General features: G+C 42.1%; 20 protein-coding genes. 8 read left to right on the top strand and 12 right to left on the bottom strand.

The annotated features are described in order from the left end of the window. Window positions 1-23: 23 nt before the first annotated feature. The 5 genes from FD724_RS06500 to FD724_RS06480 are packed head-to-tail and all read right to left on the bottom strand — an operon-like array spanning window position 24 to window position 3,048. Window positions 24-452, bottom strand: a complete 429-nt coding sequence (locus tag FD724_RS06500; RefSeq protein WP_179071996.1) for a hypothetical protein — start codon at window positions 450-452, stop codon at window positions 24-26. A gap of 21 nt (window positions 453-473) precedes the next feature. Beyond that, window positions 474-1,073 carry an alpha-ketoglutarate-dependent dioxygenase AlkB gene (locus FD724_RS06495; protein WP_179071995.1) on the bottom strand — a complete coding sequence of 200 codons (600 nt, stop codon included), beginning with the start codon at window positions 1,071-1,073 and terminating at the stop codon, window positions 474-476. After that, a complete protein-coding gene (locus tag FD724_RS06490) occupies window positions 1,073-1,273 on the bottom strand; it encodes a hypothetical protein (protein WP_179071994.1) in 201 nt (66 codons plus the stop codon). Before FD724_RS06490 ends, FD724_RS06495 begins: the two co-directional genes overlap by 1 nt. After that, window positions 1,270-2,628 carry a hypothetical protein gene (locus tag FD724_RS06485; protein WP_179071993.1) on the bottom strand — a complete coding sequence of 453 codons (1,359 nt, stop codon included), beginning with the start codon at window positions 2,626-2,628 and terminating at the stop codon, window positions 1,270-1,272. Before FD724_RS06485 ends, FD724_RS06490 begins: the two co-directional genes overlap by 4 nt. A gap of 57 nt (window positions 2,629-2,685) precedes the next feature. Next, a complete protein-coding gene (locus FD724_RS06480) occupies window positions 2,686-3,048 on the bottom strand; it encodes a hypothetical protein (RefSeq protein WP_179071992.1) in 363 nt (120 codons plus the stop codon). Between the two features lie 357 nt (window positions 3,049-3,405). Here FD724_RS06480 and FD724_RS06475 point away from each other — a divergent pair, with 357 nt between their 5' ends. Continuing rightward, window positions 3,406-3,762: a helix-turn-helix domain-containing protein gene (locus FD724_RS06475; RefSeq protein WP_179071991.1), complete on the top strand. Its 357-nt coding sequence runs from the start codon at window positions 3,406-3,408 to the stop codon at window positions 3,760-3,762. Between the two features lie 318 nt (window positions 3,763-4,080). Here FD724_RS06475 and FD724_RS06470 read toward each other — a convergent pair whose 3' ends face one another. Then, window positions 4,081-4,311 (bottom strand): hypothetical protein, encoded by a 231-nt coding sequence (locus FD724_RS06470; RefSeq protein WP_179071990.1) that lies wholly within the window; start codon window positions 4,309-4,311, stop codon window positions 4,081-4,083. A gap of 298 nt (window positions 4,312-4,609) precedes the next feature. Here FD724_RS06470 and FD724_RS06465 point away from each other — a divergent pair, with 298 nt between their 5' ends. From FD724_RS06465 to FD724_RS06455, 3 genes are all read left to right on the top strand, one after another. After that, complete coding sequence (locus tag FD724_RS06465; protein ID WP_179071989.1) at window positions 4,610-5,068, top strand: hypothetical protein; 459 nt, start codon at window positions 4,610-4,612, stop codon at window positions 5,066-5,068. A gap of 207 nt (window positions 5,069-5,275) precedes the next feature. After that, a complete protein-coding gene (locus FD724_RS06460) occupies window positions 5,276-5,500 on the top strand; it encodes a hypothetical protein (protein WP_179071988.1) in 225 nt (74 codons plus the stop codon). Window positions 5,501-5,762: 262 nt separating this feature from the next. Further along, entirely contained in the window at window positions 5,763-5,957 is a 195-nt protein-coding gene (locus tag FD724_RS06455) for a hypothetical protein (RefSeq protein WP_179071987.1), read from the top strand. 90 nt (window positions 5,958-6,047) lie between these two features. Here the strand turns inward: FD724_RS06455 and FD724_RS06450 are convergent, their stop codons facing one another. Continuing rightward, window positions 6,048-6,356 carry a hypothetical protein gene (locus FD724_RS06450; RefSeq protein ID WP_179071986.1) on the bottom strand — a complete coding sequence of 103 codons (309 nt, stop codon included), beginning with the start codon at window positions 6,354-6,356 and terminating at the stop codon, window positions 6,048-6,050. A 211-nt stretch (window positions 6,357-6,567) separates the two neighbouring features. On the opposite strand from FD724_RS06450, the gene FD724_RS06445 reads away from it, so the two are divergent. The 3 genes from FD724_RS06445 to FD724_RS40640 all read left to right on the top strand — a co-directional run bounded on the left by FD724_RS06445 (window position 6,568) and on the right by FD724_RS40640 (window position 8,668). Further along, a complete protein-coding gene (locus FD724_RS06445; protein WP_179071985.1) occupies window positions 6,568-7,398 on the top strand; it encodes a hypothetical protein in 831 nt (276 codons plus the stop codon). A gap of 77 nt (window positions 7,399-7,475) precedes the next feature. Further along, window positions 7,476-7,607 carry a hypothetical protein gene (locus FD724_RS40645; protein WP_256874471.1) on the top strand — a complete coding sequence of 44 codons (132 nt, stop codon included), beginning with the start codon at window positions 7,476-7,478 and terminating at the stop codon, window positions 7,605-7,607. Further along, a complete protein-coding gene (locus FD724_RS40640; RefSeq protein ID WP_256874470.1) occupies window positions 7,583-8,668 on the top strand; it encodes an ERF family protein in 1,086 nt (361 codons plus the stop codon). The genes FD724_RS40645 and FD724_RS40640 overlap by 25 nt, the downstream gene beginning before the upstream one ends. Window positions 8,669-8,755: 87 nt before the next feature. On the opposite strand, the gene FD724_RS06430 is transcribed toward FD724_RS40640, so the two are convergent. Further along, on the bottom strand, window positions 8,756-8,950 hold the full coding sequence (locus FD724_RS06430; protein ID WP_179071983.1) for a hypothetical protein: 195 nt from the start codon (window positions 8,948-8,950) through the stop codon (window positions 8,756-8,758). 395 nt (window positions 8,951-9,345) lie between these two features. Here FD724_RS06430 and FD724_RS06425 point away from each other — a divergent pair, with 395 nt between their 5' ends. Next, window positions 9,346-9,822, top strand: coding sequence for a MerR family transcriptional regulator (locus tag FD724_RS06425; protein ID WP_179071982.1), 477 nt, complete (start codon window positions 9,346-9,348; stop codon window positions 9,820-9,822). 510 nt (window positions 9,823-10,332) lie between these two features. On the opposite strand, the gene FD724_RS06420 is transcribed toward FD724_RS06425, so the two are convergent. The 4 genes from FD724_RS06420 to FD724_RS06405 all read right to left on the bottom strand — a co-directional run bounded on the left by FD724_RS06420 (window position 10,333) and on the right by FD724_RS06405 (window position 15,575). After that, window positions 10,333-11,223: a hypothetical protein gene (locus tag FD724_RS06420; RefSeq protein WP_179071981.1), complete on the bottom strand. Its 891-nt coding sequence runs from the start codon at window positions 11,221-11,223 to the stop codon at window positions 10,333-10,335. 734 nt (window positions 11,224-11,957) lie between these two features. Further along, window positions 11,958-13,013 carry a 3-deoxy-7-phosphoheptulonate synthase gene (locus tag FD724_RS06415; protein WP_114085808.1) on the bottom strand — a complete coding sequence of 352 codons (1,056 nt, stop codon included), beginning with the start codon at window positions 13,011-13,013 and terminating at the stop codon, window positions 11,958-11,960. Between the two features lie 200 nt (window positions 13,014-13,213). Then, window positions 13,214-14,872, bottom strand: a complete 1,659-nt coding sequence (locus FD724_RS06410; protein ID WP_179071980.1) for an alpha-amylase family glycosyl hydrolase — start codon at window positions 14,870-14,872, stop codon at window positions 13,214-13,216. 325 nt (window positions 14,873-15,197) lie between these two features. Further along, complete coding sequence (locus FD724_RS06405) at window positions 15,198-15,575, bottom strand: DUF1823 family protein (protein WP_114085811.1); 378 nt, start codon at window positions 15,573-15,575, stop codon at window positions 15,198-15,200. Between the last annotated feature and the right edge of the window lie 180 nt (window positions 15,576-15,755).

Raw genomic sequence — 15,755 nt, 5'->3', positions numbered from 1 at the left:
TTACACTTCGACTACGCTCAGTATTAAATTTTCCAAAAAGGCTTTTTCAATTGATATGTCAGCACGGGTAAAGGCATGGTGTAAATGAAGTAGTATTCTGCCTTCCCTGTATCTGAAAGCTGCTTGAGGCTTGTAAAAATCTCAGGATAACTAGCACCAGTAGCATCTTTTATTTCCCCAGCATTGCAATCTTTTTTAGCTAATTCAGCTTCAATTTTTTGGGTTAAATTTGAATCCATAATTTTAATTACCAAAATTTTTTGGCGTGCAGAAGTTAGGTGCTGCTCAATTTCGTCAAGCTGGCTATTAATCACTTCATTATCAGAATCAGATTTGCTATAAGATTCAGTTCTCCCAACAAATCGAATCAGTGCGTGCAGCTTCGTCTGAGCTTTCACCAATGCGTAAAAAGTTTGGGCATAGTGCCAGGGTGAATCAGGTCTGCTGCTCATTTAAAAATAATGTCCGTCACTTCACTTCAGCCTTCCGTAAGGTCGGAAGGTTAGGTTAATTCGCTCTAAAAAACAGTTGTTATCTTTGGGCAATTGATGAACATACCCCTCTTGACAACCAGGTAACATCAATAGCAATGAGCCATGTTCAAGCCAAAAATGAGTGGCTTTGCTGCCTTTGACTTTGGACTTGATGGAAAATTTGCGACAAGCTCCAAGAGATATAGAGGCGATCGCAGGCCGATACCCCATTGATGGCTCATCGTCACTGTGCCAACCGATAGAATCAAGACCTGTGCGGTAACGATTGCCAATGACGATATCGAATTCATGACCGCAGAAAGCGGTGATGCGATCGCGTAAAGATAGCAATTCTGGTGTCCAAAGGTGAGCATTAAGGTTGACACTGCCAGAGTAAAGGTAACTCGCCCCATCCTTGCCATACATACACTCAAGCCTTGGGACTTGAAGTGGTTTTCCTAGCATTCGTATCTCGTTTTGCTGCCACTGCAAAGCTTTACAGTGAACCATTAGAGCATCAGCTTCACTGTGATGCAGAAAGCCGGGATAATGCTCAACTGGCAACGTGCTGGGGACATCAAATAAAGTTAGTTGTTGCATTATTTCCAGTAGCTCAAATCTCCAAGGACTAAATCCAAGCAGCGAAACATGTGAGTTTTTGTGGCCGCGTTTACTAGCTTGTATTGCTTACCCAGCATTAAGCTGGTTGCGGGAGCTTCGATTGGCTTGCCTGCAATGATTTTTATGTAAGCATCTGGCGACAATTCAATAGTGGGAGCGGTATTTTTCATCGTCATCATGCTACTGCTCTGGTGTGTTCGTGTAGGGCTTGGTATGCAGCTTCTATCTGAGCTTTACTCCAGGTTTGGGAGGCTTTGCTTATCGCCTGATTTAGCTGCTCTGGAGTCAGGCGAGAAAGCGCGATCGCCACCTCAGTCACCAGCACATCACCAGTGGCGTTGAGGTTAGTGATTGTTGCAGATTGTTGCTCTATTGGTGGGCCCTCATTGCGAGTCAAATCCGGGAGTAATTGCGATCGCTTTCCTTTTCCAAAGCCCAATTCTTCCTGCTTTTGCTCCAATTCAGCCGTCACCGATGTCGGCGGTTTTGTCACCGGCAAGGCTTCCATTTGATTGAAGGCTATTTGATGCCGCTTATCTTCTGGATCGCCTTCCAGATAGCAGACCGCAGAAAATGGGCCCGTTATTGTTCGCACAACTGCGATCGCACCTTTGTGCGGGCCACCGATGATTTTCACTCGCTCAAATTCTTTGGGTGTCCAGCGCTGCTGTGCTTGATTGGTTGAGGGTACTGCTGGCTTAATCAGCTTGTAAGCCGCATCTACACCTCTGGGGCGCGAGAGTATCTGTTTAAGTTGCTGATGCTGCTGATGTCGCACGCTGCCAATGGGTGCATCGGCAGTTTCATCCAGGGCTTTTACAGCTGCCGCCGCGTGTTCGTAATTGACCCCACTGCCCAACCCTACTTTTGTAGCAATGCGATCGCGAACCGTTCCCTCACCAAGTCCGGCTCTCCCCTGCCGAGATTTAGCTTCCTCGCGCTCAATCTCCTCCCAGAGTAGCCCTTCTCTTGCTTTCTGCTCTATTGTCTTTTCCCGCCCAACATTGCCTGCAAGCAACGCTCTGAGTTCATCTTGTGGGGTGTTGAAAATTTTTAGTTCAACAGAGAACTCTTTTCTGCCCAGCTTGCAGCCAACTTTGAAGCAGCTGTTGCCGCTCACTATCCTATTTCTTCCATTTCCATCTGGAGTAGCAACTAGGGTTTTGATCCAGCCTGTTTCTCGTATTGCGGCTTCAAGTCCGCTCAAGTCCTCATTCTCGCCATAAATTGTGCTGTTGAGGGGATGGATATAAAGCAGCTCAGTATTTATTAGTAATGGTACTGATAACTCTAGTTTTGGTTGTACTTCTACTATTGTCGGAATTATATTCTGTCCCAGCCGAATAGCAGCAATGAGCGCATTGATTCCCTCAGTCAATTCTCCATCTTCATTGATGATAATGTCGGGAATTGTACCATCAGCGTGAAAACTGGATATAACTTTTTGTACCTCAGACTCATCAGCACTTAAGTTGCTGGGAACCTTTATCTCGTGAGGATTGCAGGGCTTGAAATTATTGAATTTTTGTGTCATGATTAAGTCCTATTAAGTACTTAATAAAAAAGATTTGTTCAGCGTAGCTCGTCAAAGTTACGCTATTTTTTTGTCCTTTTTTGTTTGCCGCTTTTCAGGGGGCAAAGACAATCTAAGCTCACACTTTTCAATGTGAAACTGATAGCGGGGGATTTGAGAATCGGGTGAAGATACATCACGCACTTCATGCCCAATTCTCAATAATCCATTCCGCACCATCTCCCGCAATTGTTCGGCTGAATTCAGCCCCAATGGGGAAAAAGCTTGCTCTGTGTCGTGCCACCGCTTTTGTGATTGGGCAGTAGTGTTGACTCCTAGCATTTCGGCTAGGGTCTGTTTGACAATATCCTCGACGATTGCCTTAAGTTGGCTTTCGGGGATGAGTCTTTCTGCGATTTTGTAGCTCCCTGATTGCTCCATAGTTATGCCTGAGTAGATGCAGCAGCCATTAAGCTGTCTTTCTGGTATCAGTCGCTCCACTTGTTGCCGTTATCTCAATGAATTGTCCGCTAGGCAGCCTGAGCGAGTAAGTTATATCCTTGTATTCAAGCCAGCTTTGTACGGCAGCAAGAATGATTCCGGTTAAGGGGATGCCCGTTCTCTGTGACTCAAGTTGTAGTTTTTCATCAATTTCATTAGGTAGTCGTAAACTTCTTGTGGTAGTTTTGCCCATTAGTTTAGTAACTAAACCTCATTAGTCTAGTGTTAAGTGTAAACCACGTAGCGCTACATGGCAATAAAGTGCAAAATCTTTACAAGTAGAATTTGCGCTCTTAAATGGATAGGAAAAAACTGGCGGCGATAATCCGTGAAGCTAGGGGGGATAGGAGCCAGGGAAGATTTGCTAGGGATTTGGGCGTAAATCCTGGTACTTTGAGAAATTGGGAGTTAGGGGACAGCGAACCAAGTTTGGACAATTTGAAAGCGATCGCCGATGCAACCGGCAGAAATTTGCTCCAGCTAATTGCGGAATTGACTGGAGTCGGAATTGAGGCATTACCAGAGCCTCGTGTTGCAGAAGATGTAATGGCGATCGCTTTCAAGTTGGAAAAAGTCGAGCAGTTTAGGCTTGTTCAGCTTTTGATTGCTCAGATGGCGATTCACGCTGGGGTTGAGATTGGGGAGGCGGACTAGCGGCAAGTTCAAGGTAATAAGCAGCACTTTGCCAGTTATTTTGGTTTTCTGACCAATCAGCAAGGGCCAGAAGTAAATCGCGGAATGTAAAACCCTCGGATTCTAGATCGGAAATTAGACTAGACATGAATCCTGAAAGGGCTTTTATCCGCATTTGTGCAAATATCATTCGGAAGCTCTGCATTTTTGGAATAAGTGACAATAGCTCACTCATTGTAATAGCCGTATTATCTGCCAAAAAAGAGGGAGTTGGATGATCTTTATTGCTTGCTTTTATGGTGTTCGTAGAAATGTACATGATTTTTTGGCAAGAGGTCGCTAATCTGCTGGGGCACTTTGCCCGATCGCTGCCATGCCTGCAATTAAATCCAGCAGCCCCTCTCTAGATGTGTCTAATCCGGGTGGTAAATCATCGCCTGGATATCCTTGGGATTTGAGGGCTTTCAGAATCGCTTGCCGCAATTCTTCATCAGAGAATTGTTCGGCAAGTTGTGCGGCGTTTCTTCCAGCTTCTTGATTGATAATGCGTAAGTCGGGTTTTTCAGTCATAAGACCTTATGAAAAATTTTTCAACAACTGGTTAGACGTGGGTTGGTTTTGGGATTGCTAGGTATAGTCCTATTTCAAAAACATGACTAATCCTGAAAATCATAAAAGCAGAAACATTACGGCTGCAATAATTGCTTCGCTTGTTGTAGGTGCTTGGATTTATGGAACTTTTTTTAAATCCAGTAGCTGCTACGACCAGGCGGCAGAAGGCATAGGACAACGCGAAAGCAATAGAGCGATTCATCGCTCTGATGTCGAACGCTATGCAAACGAATTGGCTAATAGTTGCAGGTGAACAATGAAACCTTTTGTCACGCCCAACCCTCAAGATTTCAAACTCCGCATTGTTTGGAGTATTGATTCAGTCACCAAAATGGTGGCTGAGTTTTCAAACTGTAAGTGGCTTCCCCGAATTGGCGAAACTCTCGTTTTACCAATAGATGAGACGCGTAAACCTGATTCTTGGCGCAAATTTAAGGTGTTTGATGTTGTCTATGATTTCCAGAATCAGACCGTTCGAGTTTTGTGTAGACCAATAAAATGCTCGACTTCACCCGATGTAAAATCACTAATCTCAAAAATCGAAGAACCATTGGATAGATGGGAGACTTGGGAAAAGGTATTTGCAGCAAGTGAGGCAATGATGAGGGCTAACGGACTAGAACGCCAAGCCCAGCTAGAATACGAACTTTCTCAGGTGGACGAGGGAGATGTAGATGAAGAACTAACAAGACTAAAAAGAGAAGTTCTGGAATAAATTATACGTTGATTGCAAGCGATCACTTTTGCCAATGCAAGGCGATCGCGCTCGTCCGGTATGAAGATAATTCATTATTTTCCTCATTTTTGTGAATCAGCAAGGTAAAGCGTTACATTGAGGGCATAAGGACAAAAACCGCACTTTCAGGCGCACCAGTAAAGTTGGAATCTCTTGGAGGGATTTGTAAACAACTATGGTAAAACCATGAAAATCATTGCCTCATTTCTAAAATTCTCCACCCAGCAAGAAAAGCAACGCCAAACAGTGTTTGCAAAATTTGTTACTGAACAAGAAAGGCAACGCCAAGCGTTACTTGCGAAGTATCTAGTCAGTTCTTCTGCTCATCCTCAAGTTAATCCATCTGGGTTGGTTATGACGAAAGTTCTAGAGCCAACGATGGCGCTTTTGAGGGAGGTGTTGAGAAAATAAGGTTTGCGTCCTACGGAGTTTGGAGTGCGGATAGGACGCTGTTTAATTTTCAAGGTTCTGTAGAGCGATGCCTACGGCGAGCTGCGCTAACGCACTTGGTCATATCAAGGCGATCGCAATAAAGCTTGAGAACTGAAGGTTGAGGGAAGATGGCATCTGCTGTAACCCTTCAGAGCAGTCTGTTGCCAACTGATAAAGGACAGTGTTTACCATCTTTTCTCCCTCGTGCTTCAGTTTTGCTAACAGCAAGTGTCGTCAGTAAATGCTGTTTGCGGTTGGTGCAATCTCCCCGGCAAAGACGCGATCGCACCTGATTGGACAGCAGACATTGGACAAAGGTGACTCTTTGCCTGTAACTGCTGGTGAGGGCGATCGCTTTAGCTGCTTATGGCTTGATTGCGATCGCTTTGTCATCACCAAGTGCGATCACTTTCCTAGAGTATATACACATATATAGGCAAATATCAAGACAACGCATAGGAATTATATAGGCAATTAAAAGCCCTGCTTTTCTGTTGAAGCAGGGCTTTGTCTTTTGGGATCTAAATTAAGAACTTGTTGCCGCCAACGCCTGAGAGATTCGTTTTCCTCTCTCAGGCGCTCTATTCCCCAGGGCTGTCTGGAGCCTAGCAAGCATCTCTTTCTCGAAACTGGCGAATCTCTCTTCCAACTTTTCTTCTAGCTTAGGCAGCCACTCTTCTTCGCTATTCTTGGGCTGCTTTCCTAGGTATTGCTTCATGTACGTAACGAGCAGTTCTGTTGCGCTTGTACCATCTGCTTTGGCTTTCTGGATGAATTCTTTTTTTATTTCTTCTTCAACGCGGATATTTAGCTGATTACTATCACGAGCTGCCATCGCAAGCCTGACTCCTTCTATTTGCCTATATGTATATACATTAGCCTATCTTAGCTCTACTGCCTAGACAATGCCGCTTTGTCTATGCACTGCCTTGACGTTTGTCTGGCTACTGTATATACTGTTGTCTATGCACCAAAAAGCGCCACCCTCCGGCAAAGAAAAATGGCGCTCTTGGAACCTTAGTAAAACAACATCAGGTAAAACCATAATGACACACTCAATCTATACTCTTCAACAGCTTCAAGAACTCAAGTTAGCCGAAGTCAAAGCGATCGCCAATCAGCTAGGTATCGCTCCAGAGGGTGACAAGCGCAATAAAGATATCTGGGTTAACGCGATTATTAAGCATCAAAAATCGCAGGTTAAAAAGTTATCTGGCGGAATCCGCCAGATAGATGAGCAGGATGTTGCTCAAGCTGAATTCGTTGCACACATTGAGGAGCAAGCGGATGTTATTGCCCCCGATTTGCAACGTATGGAGAATAACCATCAAGGCTATCAAGATGCCATCAACGGGTTAAAAATGCAGTCCAATGACCCTTGTTATCGCAGTGGATACGATCGCGGATTGCGTGATGCTTCCCCAATGCCAAAGCAGTCTGACTCGGAGGCGATCGCATTTGAAAAAATCGGGCAGACAATACGCGGTGGTGTGTGGGAATCGGTTGTTGATGGGATTCAAATCCTAATTATTGGAGTCAGTGGCGGCTACAAATCCAATCTTACGGGCGTGCGACTGATAGAAGATTTTGGATCAATGATTAAAGAGACTTTGGTTGCTGTTGCGAAGATACAAGAAAAGCAAAAGTTGGAATCAGCAGTACGTTCCCCACGTGCCCAAGCAATCACTGTGCTTGAACAGCAGGGCGACGAATTTGTGGTGGAGAACTCTACTAACCAAAATCGCTACATTGTTCGCCCAAAGCACCAAGATCCAAATTGGCGGTGTGAGTGTGCTGATTGTCGTCATCGAGGGACAAAGTGCAAGCACCAGATAGCAGTAGAGAATTTTTTAGAACAACGGTTAGTTGCGGCTTAGTTTTTTAAGTGCGATCGCCTGCCTCGTCAAGAACGGCGATCGCACCTTGTCCACGCCAACACAAAGGAATGAACACTATGAAATATAGACTATCGGCATTGATAGCGTTAGCTTTGCTTGCCCTCTGTTTACCTGCCTATACCCAAGAAGACTGGTGTGGTAAAGCTAGAAGTAGACGTGAAGGATGTCCAGTTTCAATCAACCACTAGAACATGAGATGGAACCAACACCCCAACTTAATGCGGCCCTCGCAAAAGCCAAAGCAGAAATCCCGACTATCTTGGCTAATCGCACAGTAAAGATCCCCACCAAGGCAGGCAGGGAAATCAGTTTTACTTATGCAGAATTAGAAGAGATTTTGCCTGCCATTACCCCAATTCTGTCGCAGTATGGAATGGCGATCGCTCATCAAATGGGCTTCGTAGAAGGCAAATACTGCCTCATTTCCACACTCCGCCACGAAAGCGGAGAACAGCTAGAATCGCTGTTTTTACTGCCATCGGACTTTAACGATCCTAAAGATTTAGGAGCGAAAATAACCTATGGACGCAGATACAGTACTTTGTGTTTGCTAGACGTAACAATAGTGGAGCCAGATAGCCAAGATTGGGAGGAAACCAAGCGTAAGATTGCCAAAGAAATCAAGGTCGAGGCAGGCTTTGCCCAAAAGCCTAGAAAGGATAAAGAAGGCTCTATCCTGCATGACATGGCTGGGGTAAGTCCCACTCAGACAATTACCGAACCTCAAGCAAAAAGACTGTGGGCGATCGCACGTAATGAACTTCATCTGAGTGAAGATGATATGCTGCGGGTGATTGAAAAATTTGGCTATACGGACATGAGGGCGATCGCTCCCAATAAATACGATGCGGTTACTGAAGAAATCAGAAAATATGCATCTCAGAAAGAGTCTAGAAGTAGAAAATCTCCATCTGATATCTTTGAAGCAGTACATCCGCAAGACTCACGAGTTAAGCAAATTCGTGAAATATTGAATTACCCACGAGATTTGGTTGTGGAGTGGCTGCAATTTCAAAATGTTGAGCGCCCAAGTCAGCTAGAGCCAAGAATCGTTGGCGAACTGGTAAAAACCATCTGCCTTACTTGGGCAGCAGATAAGTTTGACCATTCTAATCATGCCGCCAACTCTTACCAAAAGCATGTTGCTGATGCTGTTGCGAGTGGTGCTGATGAGGTGGTGGCGATTCGAGATTGGGTGAATTACGTGATGAGCGATCCTAAAAAAACTTGCACAGGCGGAAGCGACTAAATGACCGATGGATTGTCGAAGTGAAAAACAAACCCCCAACGCAATTTTGTGCTAGGGGTTTATCTTTATGACAGAAGACGCATCTTCTTATCGATAAATGGGTGTGCGAGCATTAATCCAGTCGCAAATTTCTAGAGGAAGCCATCCAATCGCAGTAGACAGATCAGCTTCGGTGACAAAGATGTGATCGTCGTCGTCAAGACAGTTTGATCTTAGGTAATTGTAAACTTGTGCCGGAGTCTTTTGGTGTGTACCAACCAAGAAGACTTCAAGCAATGACACCAGTCTCCTAAAGTCTTGATGCCATCAAACAGTTCTTGGTAGTTTTTCCTGTTCCCATTTAGGTCGTAGGATACTAAAATTATGCTCATAGAAGGTTTTTAGGAAGCCTCATGGTTAAGCTGCTAAAGGCGGGCTTCCAGCGATTAGTTAGCCTTTAGCATTTGGAGCGTCGGTAGGTGCAACTATCGACGCTTCTATTTTAACAACGATATTTCGGTTTTGCTAACTATCGAAACAAAGTATCGAAAAAAATTATGGCTATAGACACTGTAAATAGATACTGCGATAGCAATATAATGAATTTATTCCAAATAAATCTGGAACATTAGGCTTCAAGAATGAAGCAGTATCTGTGAAAGCAGGTATTTTATCTGCTTTTAAAGGAGGAGAACACAGTGAGCAACTTATTTTCAAGGCAGGAGGTTCTAAAGCTGACTGGACTAAGTTCAGGGCAGCTCAGTCGGCTTGATAAATCTGGCGTTGTGGAGCCAACAAAGCTGGGTAGTGAAAGTCATCCAGTAGTTCTCTACACCTTAAACCAGGTTCTTGAGTTGAGGGCGATCGCAAGACTCAGAGAGCAGTTATCTATGCAGGAAATCAGGAAGGTAGTTGATTACATCCGAAAGCATGGGTTTGACAAATCTCTCTCTGGAAAATTTCTGATTTTTTGTAACGAGCATCTATATTGGGTCAAATCAGATGAATCCGTTGAAACAATTGTCAAACTTAGCGGAAAAAATAAGGGGCAGGTTGTTATAAAAGCGATTCATCCTATTGGGGACATACTCTCTGACCTAGAAAAAGAAATTCAACGTAGGGAATCAGCAAGCTCTAAAAAATCTAATCAGAAAACACCTGCTGGTGTTAACTGAAAAATATTTCAGGAAGCGAACTTTTGTAACGCCAAAATTTACCATCCAGACAGTGGACTTCTTCCAAATTCAGAACGCATGAAAGCGGTTAACATCGCATTTGAGCAAGCAAAACTGGAGTATGTCCGGTAGTTGCTGCTAACAAATAAGCCTTGTTCCCATGCCGAAACATTGTGAGGCAGCGCGGTCTTCTCTACGAGACGCTGCGCGATGGGGGTTTCCCCATGAGCGACTGCCGTTAGCGTAGTGGTAGGGACGTAGGAGCGTCACCCGAAAGGTGAAAAATTTTTCAATAACTACGGTGCTTCACCATCAAACCGGGCGATCGCTCTCTCCACAGCAAGAGAATTAGTTTTCTCGTCAATATGGCGCTGGTAGGTTTTAAGGTGTTCCGTCACCGAGTGCCCCATTAGCTTCGCCGATGTCGTTACTGGTAATTCAAAAACTACGCTAACCCTAATTGCATAGCAGTGGCGTAAGTCGTAGGGAGTGAAATCGGCTCGTTTGTCTCTAAAAATGTCGTCGCAGCGCCAGATAAACTGCCTTGCCTAACTCCCCATATTCTGTTTGTTTAGTTCTAGGTTTTTTAGTTTCCCACAGCTTCCAGCGCTCTGCCCACTGAGGATAGAAGGGCTGTACGATTCTCGCCCCAGTTTTGCCCTCTGCTATATGACATTTGTAAGGTGCTTTGGGTTCAACTGTGGCAAAAAAATACTTCATGGGGCTCAAACCATAGGACGATAACATCCCATAAACCCACTGCCATTGAGGGGAAGTAATTTTATCTCGCACACCTGCTATCAATTCATCAGATGGCAAGTTTTTAATAGTATCGGTGTGATCGTACTTGCCCTTGTATGGGCGTAAATCTATCTCTAGCCCAGCGTGAGATGCTAGCTGCTGGTAGATAGAAGCAGCACGCAACCTAGTCCAGGTGTCGTTCGGCAAAGATAGCACCGTCCGCAACAGCAAATCCCCATTTAATTCAGCTGTTGACGGAAGCCGATTAAACATTGGTTGATAATGCCGCTTCCAAGTTCTCGGTGAAAATTTTTCCTGCCGCTCTAAAAATTCCGCTTTAAAATTATCTATCCAAAACTGACAAGTGTTCCCTGGCTTGGGCTTTCCTTCAATCCAATTGCTCCAAGGAAAATTTTGTCCAGATTTCCACTTAATAATATCTGATGCTAATTCTATTGCCTTATCCTCTGCTGCTTTCATACCAGCAGGATTAGCGTACATTTTCAATGCTAAATCTTGTTGATAAGGCTGGTTTTTCTCGCTACCTGGTCGTGGCGGTAGTGTTGCCCTAAGACTTAGGGTATCTCCCCTTTGTCGGAGAGATACCCCAAGTCTTCTTACTTTAAGCCGCTTATTTATCTCCTCTAAAGAGTAACGCATTGCCCTAAATATGCCCTAATTATTGGCTGTAGTTTAGGGTATTTTAGGGTATTTTGAGGTATTTATAATGTGGTAAATCGTAGAAAAATCTCGTAACTGGAGTATTTGGTGCGTTTACCCTCAAAGAAAAACCCCGCAGGAGAAACGGGGTAATATTTACCGCTACCTACATTTGTTGTGTAACATCACTTAAATAAAATTTTAAGAAACACAGCAATTATTAGGATTAAAATTGATATTACCTGATTGACTAAAAGTATTCTTTCTATCTTTATACTGATATGAGGGTCTATCAATAGTCTGAAAAATGATTTTATCTACAAGTAGTTTTCAGATAATAGTAGGTGAAGCAGGTAGCAATATTTTTGAGTTCTAAAAGATTAGATAAGCCAGATTATACCTAAATACGGTTTAGTTAAGGGTAAAAACCAAAAGTGGTGTAGCTTGGGTTTCGCTATTCCTCAAGGCAACCTACTATTTTTATTAACTGAACCGTATTGGGTTATACCTGGCTGGAAAACCGAGATTTATTCTTACAGCAAATAATAATAGACTGATATCACAATACCAATAGATATGAAACAGCATCTATAGGAAAAAAGAGGAAAGCAAAAAAGTTATTGTGTTCATAGTCGTTTCTGATAAATACTAAATAACGTGTAAAATTTTACACGTTATTACTACAAGCGTTGGTGATTAAGATTCAAACCCTCTGGAAATCCCAATTATGGTATTTACTTAAGTTTTTCGTAAGCAGCCAAAATAATTTTTTCGGTTTCTTCCCAACTAATACATTTATCAGTTACAGAAACTCCATATTTTAATTCTTCTTTACCAGTAATTGGTTGACTACCTTCATATAAATGTGATTCCAGCATCATGCCAACTATTGATGTATTACCATCTACTATTTGCTGAATAATATTTTCTAAAACAGCACCTTGTAATTTGTAATCTTTATTAGTATTTCCGTGGCTACAGTCGATAACAATTCTTGGTGGTAAATTCGCCTGTTTTAATTTATCTTCTACTAATTTGACATTTGCTGCATCAAAGTTGGGTTGACTACCACCTCTTAAAATTACGTGACCATAGCCATTCCCTTTAGTTTGAAAGACGCTGACTTGTCCGTTTTGATTAATTCCCAGAAAATTATGCGGGTTTCTAGCTGATTGTAGGGCATTCAAAGCTACTTGAATATTGCCATCAGTTCCGTTTTTAAAACCCACAGGCATCGAAAGTCCACTTGCCATTTCACGGTGAGTTTGTGATTCGGTCGTGCGTGCCCCAATAGCAGACCATGTAATCAGTTCACTAATGTATTGAGGTATGATTGGATCTAATGCTTCTGTACCCGCAGGTAATCCCAATTCTGTAATTTTTAATAACAGATCGCGTGCAATTAATAAACCATTCTCTACATGGAAAGAATCATCCATATCTGGATCGTTAATTAATCCTTTCCAACCGACGGTTGTTCTTGGCTTTTCAAAGTATACACGCATTATTAGTAGCAGCTTATCCTTAACTTGCTCAGACAACGCTTTCAACCTTTCAGAATATTCGAGCGCTGCTTTTGGATCGTGGATTGAGCATGGGCCAACTACTATAAACTTTCTCCGATCCTGAAAATCCAGGATATCTTCTATTTCCTGTCTGTATGCTAAAACTCTTTGTTCGGCTAATTGTGTTAAAGGTAATTTTGATTTTATTTCATTGGGAGTTAATAAAATGCGATCGTTCTCAATGTTAGCGTTGTCGATATTAGTATTAAATAATTTGTTGTGCATGGGGATGCTTTGGCAATTTTATATACGCACTTCAACTCAAAAGTGTAACACAAACCAATGAAATTTTAAAATAGCTTATTTTGTGCTTGACAAATTTCTAATTACACTGTATTCGGGAAATGTAATAACTTAAAAAGGGGAGAATATTTCCCCCCTTTCTTTTTGCTATTGGATTACTGACTCAGTTTTAGTGTATATAATTACTGCCATACAAACACTTTGGCTTCGTATGGCCCTAAGTCAGTTAGTATACCATCATCACCAGATTCGACATCATAATTGCCTGTCCATTCATGCCATGTACCAGCACTAGGAAAGTTAGGAACATGATAGCCAGCTAGGAAGTTTTCTGAGAAATTTGCGATTACGACGACACGAGAACCTTCATCATTCCAACGAGTATAAGCTAATACTTTTGCCTCTGGATTTTCGTGGATAAAGTCAATATTTTCTGTGTAGAGAGCGTGATTACTTTTACGCAGGTTGGTTAAACCTTTGTATGATTCAAATAAACTACGATTGAGATCGTTACCTAACAGTGTCCAATCAATTTTTGATGATTCGGGTTGTTTGGGTTTGTACTCACCAAATTCCTCTCCCATCCAAATCAAAGGTACGCCAACAGCAGTCATTAGGATGGCTACTCCTAATTTAGCCCGTCTAAAGGCTTCTTCGTCAAAAATCTCACGGTTCCCCAATTCAACCATAATGTGGTTATGGTCATGGTTGGTGAGGTAATTTACTACATTCGTAGCACCCAAGAAGCCTTGGCGTTTGCAGTCAATAACATCTTTGAGGCGCTCTAAATCAAATGTATCACCGCAGATATGTTCTAGAATGCAGTGATAGAAACTATCATGCCAGCAACCATCCATTGGCCCATCTACATTGGTAATGCTGGTAGTTTCAGGAATGTGTTCAGCAACGTTGTAAAAAGGCTTTGCACCAGCAGTTTTTTTGGCTTCTTGAACAATCCAGTGCATGAAGTCATAATTTGCAATTTGCCGTGCTGCATCATAGCGAATACCATCAAGATGATATTCTGATATCCAAAAACGGATTGCCTCACCAGTAAATTTCCAGGCTGGCTTAATATCTAATTTTTCGTCATAATGTTCATAATTAAACTCAGGCCCCCAGTTATTATCAGGGTCACGAGGTTCGTGATGATACCAATAATCGTGGTCAATTTGTGTTAGAGGAGCAGATGCTTCTGAGTGGTTATAAATACCGTCAAGAATTACACGAATTCCTCTGGCATGACACTCATCAATCAATTTTTTTAACTCAGCAGTAGAACCATAGCTTGATTCTGTTGCAAAGAAGTGGCGAGGATTATAACCCCAACTATAATCACCAGGATATTCTTTAAGTGGCATCAACTCAATAGCATTGACTCCTAGTTCACACAAATAATCTAACTTTTCAATGACGTGTTTATACTTGCCTCGTGCATAAGGATCATCCTCGCCGCCAGAAAAGTCACCAACGTGCAATTCATAAATTACTAATTCGTGGTCAGCAGGTAAAGGTTTATCATCATGTTGCCAGACATAAGTATCAGTAATTCTTTCACCATCTTTTACATGGATAACACTATCATCTTTTCCACTCAGTTCATCTATATCAGTTGCATAAGGGTCTGTAACATCAACCCATTGTTCTGGTTCAAAAAACCATGAATTTGACTGGATGCGAAATTTATATTGATAAGCGCCGTCTTCTAATTCAACACTTGTGCGAAAATAACCATCATCACCTTTTTCCATTGGTATTTCTTGCCAATCAGAAAAAGAACCAATTAATGCGGCTCCCTTATTGTATGGTGCAAATAAATTAAATTCAATTGGCTTTGCCATAGAAGTGTTTGTAATATCAAGGGTTGATAGACGTATTCTCTGATGCTTAATTGAATTTACAAATCGGTCTAGAGAAATAATTATTTAACCAGCGCTTCTCTCTTGAGGATGAATTTATAAATATTTCGTAAAAATTACTATTTTTTGGCAATTTTTGACTGTTTATCGCATTTACTTTTTACCGATAAAACTACTAAAGCTAAAATGCTATTAATCAAGTTACAAAATTTATATAAATAAGTTAATGACTTTCTTATGATTTTTTTAAAATAGCAGATATTTAGTAAAAATAATATGTTTTTGTCTAAATATCTGCTGCATCAGATTATTCAATTTTGCCGTTAGTTTGTTGTAGATAACTTAAAAACCAATTAGCTGCCGTTGCTCTGCGAGTTTGCCGTGGCCCAAATTCACCAATTTTGTACCCTTTGAAACCCAGCTTTTCTTTTAGCATTTGTTTGTTTTCAGCAGGGATGGAACGAGTTAACTTCACTGTTGCAGGGCGAGATTCTATAAAATTTGGTGGTTGTGGGTACTCATCTTGCCATTCTGGTGCAACTTGGCTAATGTCCCATTGTGCAGTTGAAGAATCATAGCGATAGCCTAAATAATGCCATAGCAACTGATTGACTGTGGCATCATCAAGTTTATCGTCAAGAATTGCCCAAATTGTTGCTGTATTGAGTGGTGGCAGGTTAGACATAAGCAATTCAAAATTCCAGGTTGAAAAACGGACTACTAATTAATTAAATTCACAACAATTAGCAGAGTAGTGAAAAATACTTTATCATTACTCTGCTACACTCCCAAATATAGGGATAATTGCGATCGCACCTTCAGGGCATAACGCTTAGAGGTAAAAACAGATTGTGTATACACAAAC

Source organism: Nostoc sp. C057, assembly GCF_013393925.1.
GTDB classification, from domain to species: Bacteria; Cyanobacteriota; Cyanobacteriia; order Cyanobacteriales; family Nostocaceae; genus Nostoc; species Nostoc muscorum_A.
Note: the sequence above shows the minus strand (reverse complement) of the source record. Positions and strands in the feature narration are given on the sequence as shown.